General features: G+C 68.0%; 16 protein-coding genes, 1 tRNA gene and 1 pseudogene. 5 read left to right on the top strand and 13 right to left on the bottom strand.

Annotation, left to right across the window (positions count from 1 at the left end; translation table 11 throughout):
• Nucleotides 1-238 precede the first annotated feature (238 nt).
• The 6 genes and pseudogenes from H0524_RS09720 to H0524_RS09695 all read right to left on the bottom strand — a co-directional run bounded on the left by H0524_RS09720 (nucleotide 239) and on the right by H0524_RS09695 (nucleotide 4,894).
• Complete coding sequence (locus H0524_RS09720; protein ID WP_180198330.1) at nucleotides 239-883, bottom strand: DUF4360 domain-containing protein; 645 nt, start codon at nucleotides 881-883, stop codon at nucleotides 239-241.
• A 468-nt stretch (nucleotides 884-1,351) separates the two neighbouring features.
• The gene (locus tag H0524_RS09715) at nucleotides 1,352-1,993 is read right to left on the bottom strand and encodes a DedA family protein (protein ID WP_255435855.1); all 642 of its coding nucleotides are present in this window, start codon (nucleotides 1,991-1,993) and stop codon (nucleotides 1,352-1,354) included.
• A 200-nt stretch (nucleotides 1,994-2,193) separates the two neighbouring features.
• Nucleotides 2,194-2,779, bottom strand: a pseudogene (locus H0524_RS09710) (alpha/beta hydrolase family protein).
• Nucleotides 2,776-3,558: a DUF4239 domain-containing protein gene (locus tag H0524_RS09705; RefSeq protein ID WP_180198329.1), complete on the bottom strand. Its 783-nt coding sequence runs from the start codon at nucleotides 3,556-3,558 to the stop codon at nucleotides 2,776-2,778. Before H0524_RS09705 ends, H0524_RS09710 begins: the two are co-directional and overlap by 4 nt.
• A gap of 248 nt (nucleotides 3,559-3,806) precedes the next feature.
• A complete protein-coding gene (locus H0524_RS09700) occupies nucleotides 3,807-4,010 on the bottom strand; it encodes a DUF397 domain-containing protein (protein WP_180198328.1) in 204 nt (67 codons plus the stop codon).
• A complete protein-coding gene (locus tag H0524_RS09695; RefSeq protein WP_026322397.1) occupies nucleotides 4,007-4,894 on the bottom strand; it encodes a helix-turn-helix transcriptional regulator in 888 nt (295 codons plus the stop codon). Before H0524_RS09695 ends, H0524_RS09700 begins: the two co-directional genes overlap by 4 nt.
• 375 nt (nucleotides 4,895-5,269) lie before the next feature.
• On the opposite strand from H0524_RS09695, the gene H0524_RS09690 reads away from it, so the two are divergent.
• Complete coding sequence (locus tag H0524_RS09690) at nucleotides 5,270-5,851, top strand: hypothetical protein (RefSeq protein WP_309225053.1); 582 nt, start codon at nucleotides 5,270-5,272, stop codon at nucleotides 5,849-5,851.
• Between the two features lie 40 nt (nucleotides 5,852-5,891).
• Here the strand turns inward: H0524_RS09690 and H0524_RS09685 are convergent, their stop codons facing one another.
• From H0524_RS09685 to H0524_RS09665, 5 genes are all read right to left on the bottom strand, one after another.
• On the bottom strand, nucleotides 5,892-6,320 hold the full coding sequence (locus tag H0524_RS09685; RefSeq protein WP_180198327.1) for a hypothetical protein: 429 nt from the start codon (nucleotides 6,318-6,320) through the stop codon (nucleotides 5,892-5,894).
• A 186-nt stretch (nucleotides 6,321-6,506) separates the two neighbouring features.
• A complete protein-coding gene (locus H0524_RS09680) occupies nucleotides 6,507-7,142 on the bottom strand; it encodes a hypothetical protein (protein ID WP_180198326.1) in 636 nt (211 codons plus the stop codon).
• A 25-nt stretch (nucleotides 7,143-7,167) separates the two neighbouring features.
• Complete coding sequence (locus H0524_RS09675; RefSeq protein WP_018218703.1) at nucleotides 7,168-7,428, bottom strand: hypothetical protein; 261 nt, start codon at nucleotides 7,426-7,428, stop codon at nucleotides 7,168-7,170.
• 62 nt (nucleotides 7,429-7,490) lie between these two features.
• The gene (locus H0524_RS09670) at nucleotides 7,491-8,162 is read right to left on the bottom strand and encodes a hypothetical protein (RefSeq protein WP_018725735.1); all 672 of its coding nucleotides are present in this window, start codon (nucleotides 8,160-8,162) and stop codon (nucleotides 7,491-7,493) included.
• Nucleotides 8,159-10,630 (bottom strand): FtsK/SpoIIIE domain-containing protein, encoded by a 2,472-nt coding sequence (locus H0524_RS09665; protein ID WP_255435870.1) that lies wholly within the window; start codon nucleotides 10,628-10,630, stop codon nucleotides 8,159-8,161. The genes H0524_RS09670 and H0524_RS09665 overlap by 4 nt, the downstream gene beginning before the upstream one ends.
• Before the next feature lie 319 nt (nucleotides 10,631-10,949).
• Here H0524_RS09665 and H0524_RS09660 point away from each other — a divergent pair, with 319 nt between their 5' ends.
• Nucleotides 10,950-12,095 carry a MerR family transcriptional regulator gene (locus H0524_RS09660; RefSeq protein WP_180198325.1) on the top strand — a complete coding sequence of 382 codons (1,146 nt, stop codon included), beginning with the start codon at nucleotides 10,950-10,952 and terminating at the stop codon, nucleotides 12,093-12,095.
• A 4-nt stretch (nucleotides 12,096-12,099) separates the two neighbouring features.
• On the opposite strand, the gene H0524_RS09655 is transcribed toward H0524_RS09660, so the two are convergent.
• Nucleotides 12,100-13,335 carry a DUF2786 domain-containing protein gene (locus H0524_RS09655; protein ID WP_180198466.1) on the bottom strand — a complete coding sequence of 412 codons (1,236 nt, stop codon included), beginning with the start codon at nucleotides 13,333-13,335 and terminating at the stop codon, nucleotides 12,100-12,102.
• Between the two features lie 281 nt (nucleotides 13,336-13,616).
• Nucleotides 13,617-14,753 carry a restriction endonuclease gene (locus H0524_RS09650; RefSeq protein ID WP_180198324.1) on the bottom strand — a complete coding sequence of 379 codons (1,137 nt, stop codon included), beginning with the start codon at nucleotides 14,751-14,753 and terminating at the stop codon, nucleotides 13,617-13,619.
• 622 nt (nucleotides 14,754-15,375) lie between these two features.
• On the opposite strand from H0524_RS09650, the gene H0524_RS09645 reads away from it, so the two are divergent.
• From H0524_RS09645 to H0524_RS09640, 3 genes are all read left to right on the top strand, one after another.
• Nucleotides 15,376-15,450: transfer RNA gene (locus H0524_RS09645), tRNA-Lys, on the top strand.
• A gap of 14 nt (nucleotides 15,451-15,464) precedes the next feature.
• Nucleotides 15,465-15,593: a hypothetical protein gene (locus tag H0524_RS24570; protein ID WP_255435854.1), complete on the top strand. Its 129-nt coding sequence runs from the start codon at nucleotides 15,465-15,467 to the stop codon at nucleotides 15,591-15,593.
• 15 nt (nucleotides 15,594-15,608) lie between these two features.
• The gene (locus H0524_RS09640) at nucleotides 15,609-16,574 is read left to right on the top strand and encodes an FAD-dependent oxidoreductase (RefSeq protein WP_180198323.1); all 966 of its coding nucleotides are present in this window, start codon (nucleotides 15,609-15,611) and stop codon (nucleotides 16,572-16,574) included.
• Nucleotides 16,575-16,610 lie beyond the last annotated feature (36 nt).

The raw sequence follows: 16,610 nt of genomic DNA, 5'->3' as shown, positions 1-16,610 counted from the left end.
CTAACCCGTACAAGGGGGAAAGAAACTGTTGGCCGGCACCCGAACCGGGTGCCGGCCAACAGTCGTTCGCCGCGGCGTTCCTCGCCGACGATCGCCGCCACGCCTGCTGCTGTCGGGAGTTACCCAAGCGCGTGGGGGCGAGAGCGGCACGTCGTTTCTACGAAAGGTCGGTGACGGCCGTAGGCGCGAGCCCACCGGCTGGGCGTTACTGACGCTCAGCCGGTGGGCTCGTCCTGTCTTACGGGCAGGTCTTCCAGGCCAAGTTGTAGGTGGTGGAGATGGCCCCGTCGGTCGAGTCCATCGTCATGAAGCTCGTTGTGGTGCTGGTGTCCGAGGTGCCGGCGAGCGCCCAGAGCTCCGTGTTGATGTTGAAGTTGCGAAACTCGCCGCACGGGTGCCAGACCAGCGAGGCGACGTCCGTGATGTCGGTGGCCTGCCAGTTGTCCACCATCGGACCGGCGAAGGTGTGGGTCGTGTAGGCCGTGGGTGACATCCCCTGGAAGTAGTAGTTTGCCCGCTCCACGCCGGACGCCCCGTCCGCCAGGGCGGCGAAGCCGCGGTAGTCAGCCTGGGCCACCGCGTAGGTGAAGCCCTGCGGGACGTGAACCCGTAGGTTGAGCTGGCAATTGCGGCGCCAGTCGGTGGGCCCCGCCCCGACCCCGACCTGGGCGATGAATGCGCTGTAGGTGACCGTAAATGCGGTGTTGTCGGCCGACATGGCGGTGGCGGCAGTGCCGGCCGGGCAGCCAGAGCCATTGACGGTTACCAGATCGATGACGATCTGACCTGGGGGTGGGGTCGCGGGCTCGGGGAAGTCCACCACCGGGTTCGTGGGAGCCAGCAGGGAGAGGACCATGCCTCCGGTTGCGAGCCAACTGAACATGAAAATCCTTCCTGTACGCCTCGGCGTGTGAGCGGCGGTACCGGCTGGCGCTGGACCGTTCGGGACTTGGGAGGAAGACAGGTTCCGTGCCGAAGTGCGGTGGTGGAGAGGGGGTTCGGAGGGCCAGCCGGACCGCGCACATGAGGATATTGGGCGCCTCGGCGAGGAACTAGCGCCACATCCGTGAACATTTCCTAATTAATGCATATTGATGTCCTGGCGCGTCCGCTCGCCGCCTGTCATTCGACAATACGAGAGGTCGGACGCTATGTCGCTGCCGTGCTGGTAAGGCAAATTCGACCGATAGATTCCTCATCGCACCTTGCGAAATGATACATATTTTCATCCCGCTTGGCCGCTTGACACGGTCGGTGGCTGACTCCGGGGTCTTCTCAGCCGCGCGCGGCACCAGCGGGGGGTTCGCTATCCGGGCTGCTTTCGCCGCCCGGCGTGAGTGCCGCAGTCTGCTCAATGAGCGGTGCGGGGGGGCGACTCCATCGCCCTGGCCCGCCGGCTTCGCAACGCGAACACCACCAGCGCGAGGACGACCAGGACCACCAGGATCGCCGTACCCGTGTTGCCGATCACCGTCTCGATGCGTTCCACCGAGGCGCCGGCCAGCGCGCCGGCGAACACGTACAGCGCCGACCACAGGTAGGCGCCGGCCAGGGAGGCGGGAAGGAAGTACGGGTAGGGCACCTTCGCCATCCCGGCGGTGGCCGGGGTGAGGGTGCGGACGATGGGCAGCAGCCGGGTGAGGAACACCGCCCACGCGCCGTGGCGTTGCAGTGCCACCATCGCGCGGTCCCAGTTCGCGGCACTGATCCGGCGGCCGGGATAGGTATTGCGCAGGCGGTGGCCGTAGCGGCGGCCGAGGAGGTAGCCGATGTGGTCGCCGGCGGAGTTCGCCAGGCCCACGACCAGGAAGAGGGAGACGAGGGCGGCCGGGCTGTCCATCGCGGCACCGAGTACCAGGACGACGGTCTCCCCGGGGACGACGATTCCGACGCCCAGCCCCGACTCGGCGGTGCTGAACGCGGCGGCGGCCAGGAGCACCGCTGGCATCGGAAGCTCGGAGAGGGTGTCCAGGACGCCGGCGATCCACGACATTGCTTGACTCCAGGCTGATCGACTTAGCGGGCGCCGTCACGTCTTGTGTTCGAGCGCGAGCGTACCGTCTCAGGGTGTTGAGGTAGGTCCCGCCCGAATCGGGCACCGTCCGTGGTGCGACAACTCGCGTTTGCTCCAGCCGCCCATCGGGCGCGCCGAGCCGGGACTGGCCGGCGAGGCAACAGGCGAGGCGGTCGCTTCTACGCGGTCAACTGCTCGCGGAAGAAGGTGCTGGCCGCGCTGGCGAGGCGGGTGCGGATCCGATCCGCGCCCGGCATGTCCCGCACGAACACGTAGTGGCCGGCCGACGGGTCGCCTGCGCCGGGCAGATGAGAAGACCTGCGGTCACTCGGCGGTCGGCGTAGTCGTCGCCGCATTCGTTGATCCAGGCAGCGATGTCTTCGGTGCCGATCCGGTCGGTCAGTTCGTCGACCAGCGTCGGGTACTCCGGCGGTGACGGCACCGTCATTCGTCTGGTGGCGATAGCGCCGGACATGTCGGCGTCGATTCGTGCGCCAAGCACCGCGGCGGCGGTGTAGCCGCCGAGCAAGAAGCCGGCGACGCCAACGGGACCACCGTCGGCGAGGTGGTTCAGCGCGCCACCGAAAGGTCCTGGGGGCGGTCCCACCACCTCGCGAAGGCTGCGGCATGGTAGCCGCCACGATGGCTGTTGCCGTGATGGTCGACGCCGACTACCCGCAGGCTGGCCGAGGCCAGTGGCTCGGCCAGCCAGGACAGGTCGAGTGCGCAACCGCCGGTGCCGTGCGAGAGGTGAGGCCATATCAGTCGAAAGTCTTGGCGACCCTTGCATAAGGATCGGCAGAAACGCTCATCGACCCTCGGAAGGGGTCGTCCACCCGCTCGACGACGAATATCAGCAGGGAAATCATGGCCGCGGTCGCGGAGACCAATACCAGGGAGGCGTGCCGGGTCCGGGTCGGGATGAGGCAGGACAGGAAGATGATGAACACACCGCCGACCAGGAGTGTGAACCAGAGCGTCGGAGGGAGAGCGGCGGTGCTGAAGGTGCTTCGGATCTGGCGGGATTTGCTCCAACCCTCGAACTCCGACTGGGCGAGGTCACTCAACTCCTGCTCCTTGTCAGAACTCGGGTTGAAATTCAGCAGGGCACGCCAGATCCGCTCCTCGAGTTCGCGGTCTCCGTCCACCTCGTCGCCGCGCTGGTAGGTCGGCCACGCATCGTTGACCATGTAGTCGACGTACTCGTTCAACAGGCCCTGCAGCTCGCCTCGGGTGGGCTCCGGGTACTCGGACACCACGTTGTGTAGCGCCTTCAGGTCCGCCGCCTCCGTTGCGACGGCCGCGCCAGCCTGCGAGTACGTCCCGTACACGGTCAGGGCGGTCAGGACGAGCAGGAGCGCGTAGAGGGTGCCGGTGACCGAGGTCGTGTGGGTGATGAGATCCAACCACTTCGGCTCAGCACCGGACAAGCGGTCGGCGCGGCCCCGCAGCAGCCAGATGCCCAGCACGCCAATAAGGCAGAATACTGCCAAGAAAATGAGGAAAATGAGCCAACCTGGCGCAAGATGGTTCCAGCTCCACATGTGGCCACTCCCTGTCGCGAATACGAACCCCTCGAAGGTTCACTAAGAACCTTCGCCCTTCTGCGCGCCACAGCAGCCGGTTTCCGGTAACCACCTGGAAGGAGGTAGACGGAAAAGGTCGACGGCCGGCTGCCGTGTGGCGAGCGTAGGACTGGCATTCGGCGAGAGCAAGGACGTGACCCGGTTACCGCTGGGCCGCGCGAGTCGCAGGGTGATAGCGCACCAGGGGGTGGCCGGTGCGGAACCATTTACCGCTGCGGGAAACCAGCTTTCGTCTCCGCCAGGAAGTTCGTCCAGGCGGCGTGGCCGAAGACGAGGGCCGGACCGTTCGGGTCCTTACTGTCCCGGCACGCCACCGCAGCATCGAGCGCAGCGACTTCGACACACTGACCATTGGCGCTGGAACGGCTGCTCTTCTTCCAGGTTGCGTCGTTGAGGTAGCGGCGGATCACCCCGCACCACCTTTCTCTTTGATCTTGTGGATCTGGGCCTCGATCGCCTTGATTGAGCTGGTTGGGTCGAGTGCTGTGGCTTGCAGATGCTCGAAGGTCGTGGTGAAGCGACGAACATCGGCTTCGTGTTCAAGGAACAGGTCGCCGGCCATGCTGTCGATGTACACCAGGGCAGGGTCGGCTGGGTCGGGAAAATCCATGATCACGAACGATCCCGGCATGCCGGCGTGCGCACCGCTGTCGAATGGGATGACCTGGAGGGTGATGTGCGGCTGGGTTGCCGCCTCCGCCAACACCTCCAGTTGTTCGGCGGTGACCTTGGTGCTACCTACCTGACGGTGTAGCACCGCTTCATCGACGATCGTCCAGAGTCGGATCGGGTCCTTCTTGCGTAGCGACTCCTGGCGCCGGATCCGTGCCTCTATCCGGGCGTGGATGTCCTCTTCGGTCGCCAGTGGCAGGCCGGCTTTGATGACCGCGCGGGCGTAGTCCTGGGTCTGGAGCAAACCCGGTACGAACAGGGACTCGTAGTTGTGGACCGAGCGGGCCTCAGTCTCGAAGCTGATGTAGGTGGTGTACAGCTCGGGCAACTCCGACTCGTACGTCTGGAGCCAGCCCAGTTGGGTGGCCTGCTGGGACAGGGCGATGAGTTCGCCGCGCTGGTCTTCGTCGGTGATTCCGTACGTGTCGAGCATCGCCATCAGGGTGCGCCGCTGCGGGCGGACCCGGGCCGTCTCGATGCGGTAGAGGGTGGCGGGGTTGATGCTGGTCTGTTCGCTGACCTCTTCGCGAGTGAGGTCAGCTTCGGTGCGGAGTCGGCGTAGTTCTGCCGCGAGCCGCCGGAGACGCACGGTGGGTGGCTGCCGTCGAGCTGACAACTCCATGTCCCTTCACTCCTGTCGTAGCTCAGAGTGTGCCTGTGATGCGCATGCAATGTCCACCCGCGCTCGGTAGGTGACGTGAATGCGGAAGCAACCCTTGCATTCCTGCTGCTACGTGGGCAATATATGCATCAGCATCTCAGGCTGACGCGGTCATGGAAGCCGCGAAATCGGCGATGGGTCGCACTCCCAGGGGCCCACCGTCGGATCGGCCTCGGACGCCTCCCGGCGGAACGCAGCCCGTAACCCGAAGCGAGCTGCGTCCTGCGGGGGGCCGAGTCAGGGAGGCAACGCAGTGGTTCCATCCCTTGTCCTGGCCGCGGTAGCAGTGCTCGGGTTCGCCGCCGGGCTGTTTCTCTTCAAGGTCAAGTCACGCTGGTGCCGACGGTGCGGCTCGGCACTGAACTGCCCCGACTGCGGCAGCCGCAGGTCACGCCCCCACCCGGGCTGAACCCGACGGACGAGCGGGCGGTGACCAACGGACCGGCCAGCTCCCAAGCCCGACCAGATCCCAAGCCCGACCAGATCCCGTGTCCGAACGCGCCCGGAGGTAACAACGTGAGCCTGCCCGACGTCGCTGCTGCGCTGCGAGACCTGCACGTCTCTGTCTACCGACAGCAGGAGATGGCCAAGGCCGTCATCCACGATGCTGAAAAGGTCCGAGCCGAATTTCGCGCCCTTACGGTGGGAGCCGCCAACCCCCTGGTCAACCGTGCCCTGGGAAACTACGCGCGGGGGATAGTCAAACTCCGCGCCGGGGCGTGGCTCCTCGCCCAGGCCGGCGGAAGCCTCACCGAGTACGCCCGCGTAATCGGCGTCCACCTACCGCAGCAACCCGCCGACGGGGAGCGAAAGGCCGGGCAGTCTCCTGACGAGCGAGGCGACAAACCCGACCGTCGGCGCAACCAGCGTCCATCCTCATTCGACCAGCCGAGGCCAGCCGGGAAGCCACCCTGTTGATCGTCCAACTGGCTGGGGCGATGCCGGTGGCTGGCCGTGGTCAGCCACCAGTCTTCGCGACCCCCACGAGGTGCTTTCCGACGAAGTCCTCGGCCTGCCGGAGGTCGTCTACACCTTCCTCGAGAGGCACGGGTGCCCGCCGGCAGAGGCGTACCGCATCGTTAAGAAGGTTGTTCTCTCCGCCGCGGCTTACCTTCTGAAAGTGGGCCTGCGCCTTGTTCACGGCATCGATAGCCTCGCCGACGCCACTGCGTACCTGCTCGATTGTCCGAAGCGTCGCGATCAGGTCCGCCAACACGGAGCCGATAGGGCCACTTTCCTTCCCGGCGGTGATCCGGTCCAACCCGGCGTTCATCGCGCGACCGACGAGCCCGCCCGCCTTCATGCCGGCGTAGGCTGCGCCGACCGCAATCAGCGGGGAGGGGTGGTAACCGGCGGCGTCAACGGCCGCTGTGGCGGCAATCGCCATCCCACCCCCGGTAGCCTTGCCGATCTTCTCACTGGCCTTGCTGATGCCATCTCGCGCAGACTCGATGGCGGTGTCACGGAGAGCCCCCGCAACGGCGGTCAGGGCGCCGAACGCTTTACCTCGTGCGCCCGGCGCATGCCTATCCGATGTAAGTGAGCGTTGCGCCCTCGACCGTCCGCGCATCGCCTATATTGCCCGGTCGAGGAAGGCGACACCCGATGCAACCAGCATCGGAATCGTGACTGCGGCCTGGTGGGCCGCCTCTGTTGCCGTCACCCGCTCAAGGTCCATACCTGCTTGCCGATCCCGCTGGTTGTCCTCGTCCATGCCGAGGCAGAAGTCCCAAAGCGCCCCCTCGGCGGCCGAGAATGCCCAGACCCCGTACACGACCCCCGAAACCTTTACTAGGGAGGCGCCGCTGTGTCCGATGTGGCGACGGTCTGGTTCTTCGGGGGTGTTGCCCATCCCCTCGGCGAGTGGGTGGAGCTTGATGCGCCGGAACGGCTTCTCCAGCTCACCGTCCGGATCGAACTCGATCAGTAGGCCCCGGTCGAGGAGCTGCTCGATGACCGGTCCGGGGTTGGCGGGGCCGGCGCCCGCGGTGAGGAGGTCGCGTTGGAGCGTTTCGCGGGTGACTTCCAGGCGGGCGTGGCGCTCGGGGTCGAGGAAGGCACGTCCCCACACCTGGAATTCGTCATCGGTGAGTTCCTCGGAGTCGTTGCCGAGCCGGACCTCCCAGAACTCCGGATTGGGGTCGGGTGGGGTGACGTACCGGTAGGAGGGGCCGAGGTTGAGGCCGACGGGGACGATGACGGTGGGCATCGGGGGACCTTCCGGGAGTTCGGTGTCAGAGGACGGCGTTGTACTTCTCGGTCTGCGCGACGGCGGCCTGGATCAGGCCGGCGCCCTCACCGAACTTCTGCTTGGCAGCGGTGAGCTTGCCGATGGCGCCCATGACGGCGGGCTGCTGGGTGCCGGCCGCGAGGGCCTGGAGTACGGCGATGGCCTTGTCGACCTGGGCGTTGACGCCCGCGAGCTGGGCGAGGGCCTTGTCCGCTTCGGTCTTGCCGTGGGCCAGGCCCGCCTTGATGTCTCCGATGGTGGCCATTGACTTTCCTCCCTGGGTTGTGGGGTCCAACGCCCTGCCGTCGGTCGCAGGTGCGCCTGGTGTCAGCCGCGGGTCGCGGCGATGAAGATGAACCACAAGATCGGCATGCCGACAAAGCAGATCACTCCGCCGACCTTCCTGGACCGGGTGCCGCCACCCCCGAGGCGGGGCTGCCCGACGAGGCTGATGGTGAGATAGCCGGCGAAGAAGGCGAGCGCGGGCAGCCCACACAGGGACCAGGGCACCAGGTGCAATGGGATGCGACCGAGGTCCTTGTCGGGGCTGAGGGCAAACATCAGCAGCGATGCGAAGGTGCCGACTATCGCCGCGATGGAGTAGACGAGGGCATTGCGGGCCAGCGGGGTGAACCCCGGCAACAACGGCGGCTGGGCTGCTCGCCGGTGGGCGTTCTCGGCGGCGGCGTCGGCGGCGTTCGCGGCGGTTGTCGCCCGCCGCAGCGCCTCCGCCGGGTCCGGGATGGGGCCGGGCGCGATCTGGCCAAACTGCGGCGCGGGCAGGCGCAGGGTGGCGGCGAGATGGTGCAGGTGCTGCCGTTGCGCCGCCACCCGGTGGGTGAGCTGATCCACCGCGGCCTGCCCGTCGCGGCTGGCGGCGGCCTGCTGCTCGCCGCGGGAGCGTTCCTCCTTCAGCAGGGCGGACAGGCGGCGGGCGTGATCCGTGTAGGCGGCCCAGCCGCCATCGCGGGGCAGTGGAGTGTCCGGTTGCTCAGTCATGCGTACTCATCGATCTGGTCTAGGGTGCCGGGGCGCACGTAGGGGACGATGAGGGCGCGGCGGTTGTCGTGCCGGTCGATCAGCAGCGCGCGGTTGGGGCGGGACTGCCACTCCGAGGCGTAGTCGCCGAGCAGGGAGCTGACCTCGTTGCCGGGCAGGTTGAGGGCGACGAGGCAGGCGACCTCGTTGCCGCCGGTGGGCCCGAGGTCGCTGCTGTACCGGCTCACCGAGCGCCACCAGCCGAGCAGGTGGACACCGTGGGTGGGGCCGTTGGCCAACACATCCCGCAGCTCGTCGTGCCCCGAGCGGTAGGTGGTGGGGTCGCTGGTGGTGAGCAGGCTGCTGGCGACATCCGCACCGAAGATCACCAGGTGGGTGGTCGGCCCATCGTCGGAAACGGTCGGCTGGGCGAGCTCCGCGAGCCGCGCCCGAAGCTGGGCCGCACTGAGCGTCTCGTACGGGTGCCCGGCGGCGGCGATCGCCTCCACGGTGGCGTCGGAGGCATCGTCGGCGGCGGCGACCAGCGGCGCGATGAGGAACCGGGCGGTGCCGGGCGCGTACTGGCGGGCCAAACTGGCCGTGGCCGCGAAGAGCACGTCGGCCCCGACCGGGGAGGTACCCAGGACCGCCAGGTGGCTGCCCGGGGTCGCGTCGAGGGTGAAGCCCGCGGTGGGCAGGCCGACGGCCACGGTCCGGCCGACCAGGGCTCGCCGCCGCCGTACGTCGGGGGTCAGGGCGACGAAGGTGGGATCCTGGTCGGGATGTTGCTCGGCGTAGCCGGCGAAGACCGTCGGCGGGGCGCCACCCGGGCGGCGGGCACTCCACAGCAGGTGCCGCTGGGTGGCCACCGACCCCGCGTCGGCGTTCGGGAAGCGGATGACCCGGTTCGCCCCCGGAACCCCGGCCGCCGAGTTGATCACCGCTCCGCCGAGGGGCAGATTGTCCGCACCGTCGTTGAGCTGGTCGAGGACACCGCCGCCGCCGGCGAGGGCGACCCGCAGCGGAAACTGCCCAAAAATGGAGTCGGTCTTGGTGAAGAGCGCCTCCACCCCGGAGATCGTCTGCGACGCCAGGATCAGGTGGACGCCGTACGAGCGGCCCTTGCGCGCCAACTCCTCAAGGAGCGCCACCGCCTGCTGGGCCACCGCGTCGTTGCCCTCGAAGAGCACATGGAACTCGTCGATCACCGCCAGCAGCCGGGGCATCGCCACATCCGGTCGACCGGTCCGCAGGTCGGCCAGCTTCGTCACGCCGGCCCGCTTCAGCTCGGTCGCCCGGCGGGTCATCTCCCGCGACAGCGTCCGCAGCACCGCCAACCCGTACTCCCGGTCGGACTCGATGCCCACCGTGTGCGCGTGCGGAATCCACGACGGGTCCACCACCGTCGGCGTGAACTCCGCGAACGACACGCCCTCCTTGAAGTCCAGCAGGTAGAGCGACAACTCGTCCGGCGAGTAGCGCGAGGCCAGGCCGTAGAGCACGTCGAGGAGAAACACCGTCTTCCCCGACCCGGTGCGACCCCCCACCAACCAGTGCGGCGTCGCGTCGTCCAACGCCAGCACACACTCGGTACGCCCCTCCCGGCCCACCACCGTCCGCAGGCCGTCGATCGACGACTGCTGCCAGATCTGCTCCGGCATCAGCATCGTGAAGTCCGTCGCCGTCTGCACCCGAGCCGACTTCGCCAACCGGCGGCAGACCGCCTCCACCAGCGTGTCCGGCGGGCCGGCGTCCAGCCGTACCGGCACCGCCAACCCCGAGTCGTCCGAGCTGAACCGGTGCTGCCCCGGCGGGTCGGAAACCGCGAACACCCCACCGCTCGACGCCGTCAACGCGGTGGTGCCCTCCAGGCGCGGCGCCGGGTTCAGCCCGCCCGGATGCTGCGGGGGCGGGTAGCCGGCGAGCAGCAGGAACACCCCGGCCGCCGGGCCCGCGTGCGCGATCGCCGACAACCGGGACCACTCCCTACGCCCGGCGCCCTCCGGCATCGCCGCCACACACACCAGCAGCACCGAAGGATCCGACTCGCCACCCTGGGCGCGCTCGATCCGCTCCTCCGCCTCGGCCAGCACCTGCTGGAACCCCGGCAGGTCGATCGCCGGACGTGGCCACGCCTCCGCCTCCACCATCTCGCGGAACGGCCCGAAGACGGTCCCGAGGGTCGCCCCGTCCACCGCCGCGACCTGAAGCACACCGTCCGGCAACGCCGCCAACACCCGCAGCAGTACGCCGCGCAGCCAGCGCGCCACCGCCGGATCACGGGCGTCACCGTCGACCGAGAGGTGACCGGCACCCACGAACGGCGCCACGACGCTGAACCCGCTTCCCGCCACCGGCGTCGTGTCGCCCAGGCGAACCGGCATCGGACGCCCCAGCGCCGCGTCCACGCCGGTGGGAAGATCCGCGGCCGAACCGTCCAGTCGGCAACCCAGCCAACCGGGCGTCAGCCCCTCGGCGAGCCGCTGCATCCGGGCGGTGAGACGTTGCGCGTCCTCGCGGGCCTGCGCCGAGACGCCAGCTTCCGCGGTGCGGTCGCGCAACCGGGCCCGAGCAGCCTCAATGTGAGAGACGGCATCCCGGTGCGCCGCCACCGCCCGACCGAACGCTGACGCCACCGACTCCAACGCACGCCCCCAGCTCACCGACCACGGCTACTCGCGCCGACCCTACCCAAAGTGGCCACTCCGAGTCAGCCCCCACGTCGCCCTCAGCTACGGCAGCCATCGGCACACCGTCTGATGTCAATCGCTTGCTCCTCACGTAGCGGCATGTCACATAGTCGACGCCGTGGAGGATCACCTGACTGTGGGGCAAGCGGCCGAGCTGGCCGGCGTAACCGTCCGCACGCTGCATCACTATGACGAGATCGGCCTCCTGCGGCCGTCCACCCGGACTGTTGCGGGACACCGGGCCTACTCGGCGGGTGATGTGGAGCGGCTGCGGGAGGTGCTCGCGTACCGGCGGCTTGGTTTCGGGCTGCGGGAGATCGCGGACCTGGTCAACGATCCGACCACCGACGCGGTCGCGCACCTGCGTCGGCTGCGCGGGTTGCTGCTGGACCAGCGGGACCGCGCCGCCGCCATGGTGACGGCCATCGACCGGGAGTTGGAGGCACGGGCAATGGGAATCAGGACGACACCAGCGGAGCAGCTGAGAGTGTTCGGCGCGCAGCTGTACGACGAGATCGGATCCGCCTACCCGGCGACGCGGCGCACCGAGCCACGGATCGCCGCCCGGATCTGGGACGCGCTGGGAGACGCCCGTACGGTGCTGAACGTTGGGGCGGGCACCGGCTCCTACGAACCGTACGACCGTGAGGTCACGGCGGTGGAACCGTCGGCGGTCATGCGCGCGCAGCGTCCCCCGGGCGCGGCGCCGTGCGTGGCCGCCGCTGCGGAGAGTCTGCCCTTCGAGGACCAGTCCTTCGACGCCGCGATGGCGGTCAGCACCGTGCATCACTGGCGGGACCCGGTCGCCGGGCTGCGGGAGATGCGGCGGGTCGCGCGGCGGGTGGTGGTCTTCACCTATGACGCTGAGGGCACCGGCTGGGGGCAGCGGTTCTGGCTCACCCGCGACTACCTACCCGAGTTCGCGGATCTGCTGGTGGGCTGGCCGTCCCTCGCCGACCTGACCCGTGCGATCGGCGGACGTGCCGAACCGGTGCTCGTCCCGTGGGACTGCGCTGACGGCTTCTTCGAGGCCTACTGGCGCCAGCCCGAGGCGTACCTGGACGAACATGTACGCCGAGCGACGTCGGTCTGGACCAGAGTGGGAGCGCAGGCAGAGGAGCGGGCAGTCAGGTCGCTCCACGAAGACCTGTCATCCGGCCGGTGGGCCGAGCGGAACCGCGACCTCGTCGCCCTCGACACGGCCGAGCTCGGCCTCCGGCTGCTCGTAGCGGGAGGTGACGGTGGCGGCGGCGCCAGGTGGTAGCTGGTCAGCGGGGCGTGACGGACTCGCGCCCGTGCAGCGATGCCTGGTCGGCCGCGGCCCGGCCGGACGCCCAACCGGCCCGGTTGTTGATGGTCGTTGTCTGCTGGGTCAACTCGGGAAACTGCTGGTTGAAGACATCGCGTACGGCGTCGTCGCGGGCGGCGAGGACCGGGAGGAACTGGGCGGCCTGCGCCGAGTCGGCCAGCTCCTGGTCCACTTCGCCGGTCGCGGCCTCGAGCCGTTCGCCGATCCGCGACGCGTACGCGGTCAGGAACGACTGGCGGAACGAGCGGGTCGTGTTGCGCCCGTACCGGTCGGTGCTGGGCTTGGCCTGGGTCATCGCTCGCGTCGCCTGCACCAGCAGCGAGGTGAACAGCAGCTCGGTGGACTCCAGGTCGGCCGGGAAACCGACGACGCTGCTGAACCCGAAGCGTTTGCTCCACACCGCACGGCAGCTGTTGGCCGCGGCAACGACCTGCAACAGCAGGGTCTTCGGCGCCTCGTACGGATTGTCGATGCCCACCCGGCGGGTGATCGGCTGCTCGCGTTCACCGGTCGCGGCGATGAGTAGGGCGTGGTCGATGCGGTGCCGGGCCATCAGTTCCTGGGCCTTGGCGGTGAACGCCTCCGCCTCCTCCGGGAAATCGGTGGACTCCGCCTTGGCCAGCAGGGCCCGAACCCGGTCGAGGATTCGCTGATCCAGGTCGGCCGGCGGTGCCGTCCTGGAGGGCCGGGCGGTGCCCGGCATCGGCCCGACCTGTTCGATCGGCGGTAGCGTCGCGAGCAGATAGCACATGTCGATCATGATGGCGATGACCGCGCTGCGGTCCAGGCCCTGTCGCTCGCCCCACACAGTCGGATAGTGGTCGTCGTGCTCCCACCACACCGTCGCGTCGAGGGACGTCAACTGCGACTGCCATGGCGGATCGACGGTCGCTGCGGCGTAGCCGCGCATCTGCGCCGCAATAACATCGATCATGAGCCGCCCGTGCCGCGCGGCGTGTTCACGGCGGGCCACCCGTACCAGCTCGGCCGGCTGCCAACCGCGCCGCCAGGCCTGCTCGACCTCGTGGAGCAGATAGGTCAGCAGCGCCCGGTTGACGACCTGGAGCCCGGCGGCGCCGCCGGGGCCGGTGATCAGCAGGCTGAGGCAGTCGTCGAGCTCGGCTTCGTCGTCGTGCTGCCGGGCGACCATCGCCTGGTTGATGATCTGGTCCGCGAGTTGCCGCTGCGTCGGCACGCTCGACCCGCCATACCTGCCCAGCGGGTCGTCCTGCCCAGTCGCTGCGGCCCGTTGGCGCTGAGCCGCCGCGGCGGCCTTCCGTTTGGCCTTGTGGCGCTCACGACTGTTCTTGCCCATCGGTATCCTTCGGGGTCCGCGAGGTCGAGCACCGAACGTTAGCAACCGGACGGGCGGGGCCACGGGCGGCCCGCCGCGTCTACCGGAAGGCAATCACGGCTGCTCGCGGGACTCCGGAATGGTGCTGCGACTGCGTATGCGCTGGGGTGAGAGCGGACACCTTATGCGTCAGCTGGTCCGCGGCTGGTGGAGTCTCGGGCGATGCGGCGTCGGATCTCCTTAACGCTGACCGTGTCGCCGCTGAGTGCGTCGGTGGTGTGCCAGAAGCCAAGCCCGTCGGTTGAAATCGTAGAATCCAGCGCCTTGGGCCCGAGGGCCTCCAATTTGACAGCTCGGCCAGCTGCTGACAGTGAGGAGTAGGCCCGCCCGTTGTATTGGATTCGACCGTCGGCGAGCAATTCACCGTGGTGGGTTACGTCGAGATATGCTCCGCTGAGCTTGGCCCCGGGTTGGAGCCGGCCGGCGGCGATCATGTCGGTCACCTTGATCCGTCGCTCCTGCGAGGTCACTGTCGGTCTAGTCGCACGACCAGTGGTGGCGGACCCGGATCGCTCGGCTTCCGGCGGCACGGCCGAGGGCCGCGACGGTGGGCTACCCGCAGCGTTGGAGAGTGGAACCCGGCGGTCGGCTAGCGCCGGAAAGTCAAACCTGGCGTGGGCCCGGGTCAGGCTCGTCCGGATCTCGTCAACGGTCAGCCGGGGCAAGCGCTGGTTGAGCAGAGCGACAAGCTCGGCTGGTGGTTCGACATCGTTGAAAATGCTGGTCAGCTCGGCCTGGACTTGGCGATCGACGAATAGCGCTTTTGCCAGCCGACCGATGCGATTGGCTCGTATGTTGTCCTTGCTCAATAGGATGAGTATCTTGACCGCATCTTCCGGATCATCAATGCGTACGCTGGCGAGCAGCTTCTGTTCGATGGGAACCGGAGCGTGCGCGTTGTAGATGCGCCACTCCAGTCCGTCGGTGAGAGCCACCCACTCGACTCCGGCGGACGTGGCATAGGCAATCGTCTGGTTTGCCCATCTGGGGTCGTTCAGCTTTTCACCAAGCCCTTTCGCCTCGATTAGCAACTTCGGCGTCGGCGGAAAGAGTAGGGCATAATCAACCGGATTGTCGGTGCTGTTGCGCCGGTACTCATGGGAGACCTCGTCGGGATCTCGTACGTTCCAACCGAGTGCTTCGAGGACTGGGTTGATCAGGCTCATCTTCGTGTTCTGCTCGCCAAGCCGGCGTGGGCCTCGCCGGAAACGCTCCACCACCTCGCCGCACTCTTTGAGGGCCTCTCGAAGTTCGTGCACCGCTCACCCCCGCCTGTTGCGTTGGCCGCCTGCACTGCCGCGGCGCTTGTTATGGAACTGATGGTCACGGTGGATCGCGGCCACCCCCTGCCAGGCGTGTCGCACGTGAACCGGGGCCTCCCGCTCCGTCGCTGTGGAGACGCCCAACAGGCGCTTCCACCAGGACTTCGCCCGGAGGCTCGAGGCAAGACTCTGTTGAGCCTGGAGGTAGGAGTCATGCCAGGCGGCCATGTTCGTTTCGGCGTCCTGAAGTTGTTGAACGGTGTGACCGAGCTGCTGGCCGCCGTGGTCTGAGAGGACCTGCACTCGGATCGAGCCCCCTCCTCTGAAGCGACAGATTTGCCACTCCTATCACCTTCTCGGTTGACGCGCTACTCATCGATGTAGCGGAGCGCGTCAACTATGTGCGACTGGGGAGAGTCGCGGCCGGCGGCTTCGTGCTGCCTGGCCCATGGTGCGCCTCGCCGTGCCGAGGCTTGTCTGTGGCCCCACCGCCGTAGCAACGGTGCTGCTGCTGTCAACCGCCCTGCCGGTCTGAACGGGCCCGGAGCTGCGGCGTTCACCCGTACCACCCAGGCGGGCCCTGAGCGGAGCTGGCGATCGGGTAGCCTGGTGCCCCAGCGGGCCGTTAGCTCAATGGTAGAGCTGAGGACTTTTAATCCTTAGGTTCAGGGTTCGAGTCCCTGGCGGCCCACCACTAAGAAGAGCCCCTTGACCTGGGGTTTCTGGAGCCTCCTCCTCGTTGCCCTCGAGCAGGAATTGCGCCGACGGAAGCGGAACCGGAGCGTCGCCGACGTGCTCCCCGACCTTGAGAAGGCACTGGCACACCAACCGGCCTGACACTACGGTCAAACGATGACGAGCACCGATCTTGACGCTCTGGTCGTCGGCGCTGGCGTATCCGGCCTCACCACCGCCATCTGCCTCGCCGAAGCCGGGCTGCGGGTCCGGATCTGGGCGGCCGAGTCACCCGAGCGGACCACCTCGTACGCTGCCGGGGCGCTGTGGGGTCCGTACCTCGTCGAATCTGCCGGCCGGATACGGGTCTGGAGCGCCCAGACGCTTGACGTCCTGCGGCACCTCGCGACCGACACGGTGACCGGCGTACGGCTCGTCTCCGGCGTCGAGGCGTCCCGCAAGCCGGTCGAACCGCCGGAGTGGGGAAACGAGCTTGATGGATTCCGGCTGTGTGAGCCGGACGGGTTGCCGGACGGCTTCGCCACCGGTTGGCGCTACACGGCTCCGCTGGTCGACATGCCGGTCTACCTTGGCTACCTGCGAGAGCGGCTCCGGAAAGCTGGCGGTGAGATCGCGATCCGCCGGGTCGACTCCCTCGATGAGACCGTTGATGTCGCCCCAGTGGTCGTCAACTGCACCGGGATGGGCGCCCGTGACCTCGTACCCGACCCCGACCTGGCCCCGGTCCGCGGGCAGCTCGTCGTGGTCGAGAACCCGGGCATCACCGAGTTTTTCTCCGAAGACACCGGGCTCTCACCGGACCTGCTGCACTTCTATCCGCAGGGCGAGACACTGGTCCTCGGCGGCACCGCCCAACCCGACGCGTGGAACCCGCAGCCCGATCCGGACATCGCCGCGGCGATCGTCGCACGCTGTGCCGAGATCGAACCGCGCCTTCGTAGGGCCCGGGTCATCGAGCACCGAGTCGGCCTACGGCCCGCCCGACCTTACGTCCGCGTCGAAGAGCGCCGAATCGACGGCACCAAGGTGATGCACAACTACGGACACGGCGGAGCCGGCGTCACCCTCTCCTGGGGATGCGCCCTTGAAGTCGCCTCCTCTCTGGTCAGGGTTTCTGGCTGATCTCATCGATGAACGACGTCGAACCCGGAATTCACC

The sequence above is a fragment of the Salinispora sp. H7-4 genome, from assembly GCF_013416675.1.
Classification (GTDB): Bacteria; Actinomycetota; Actinomycetes; order Mycobacteriales; family Micromonosporaceae; genus Micromonospora; species Micromonospora vitiensis.
Note: the sequence above shows the minus strand (reverse complement) of the source record. Positions and strands in the feature narration are given on the sequence as shown.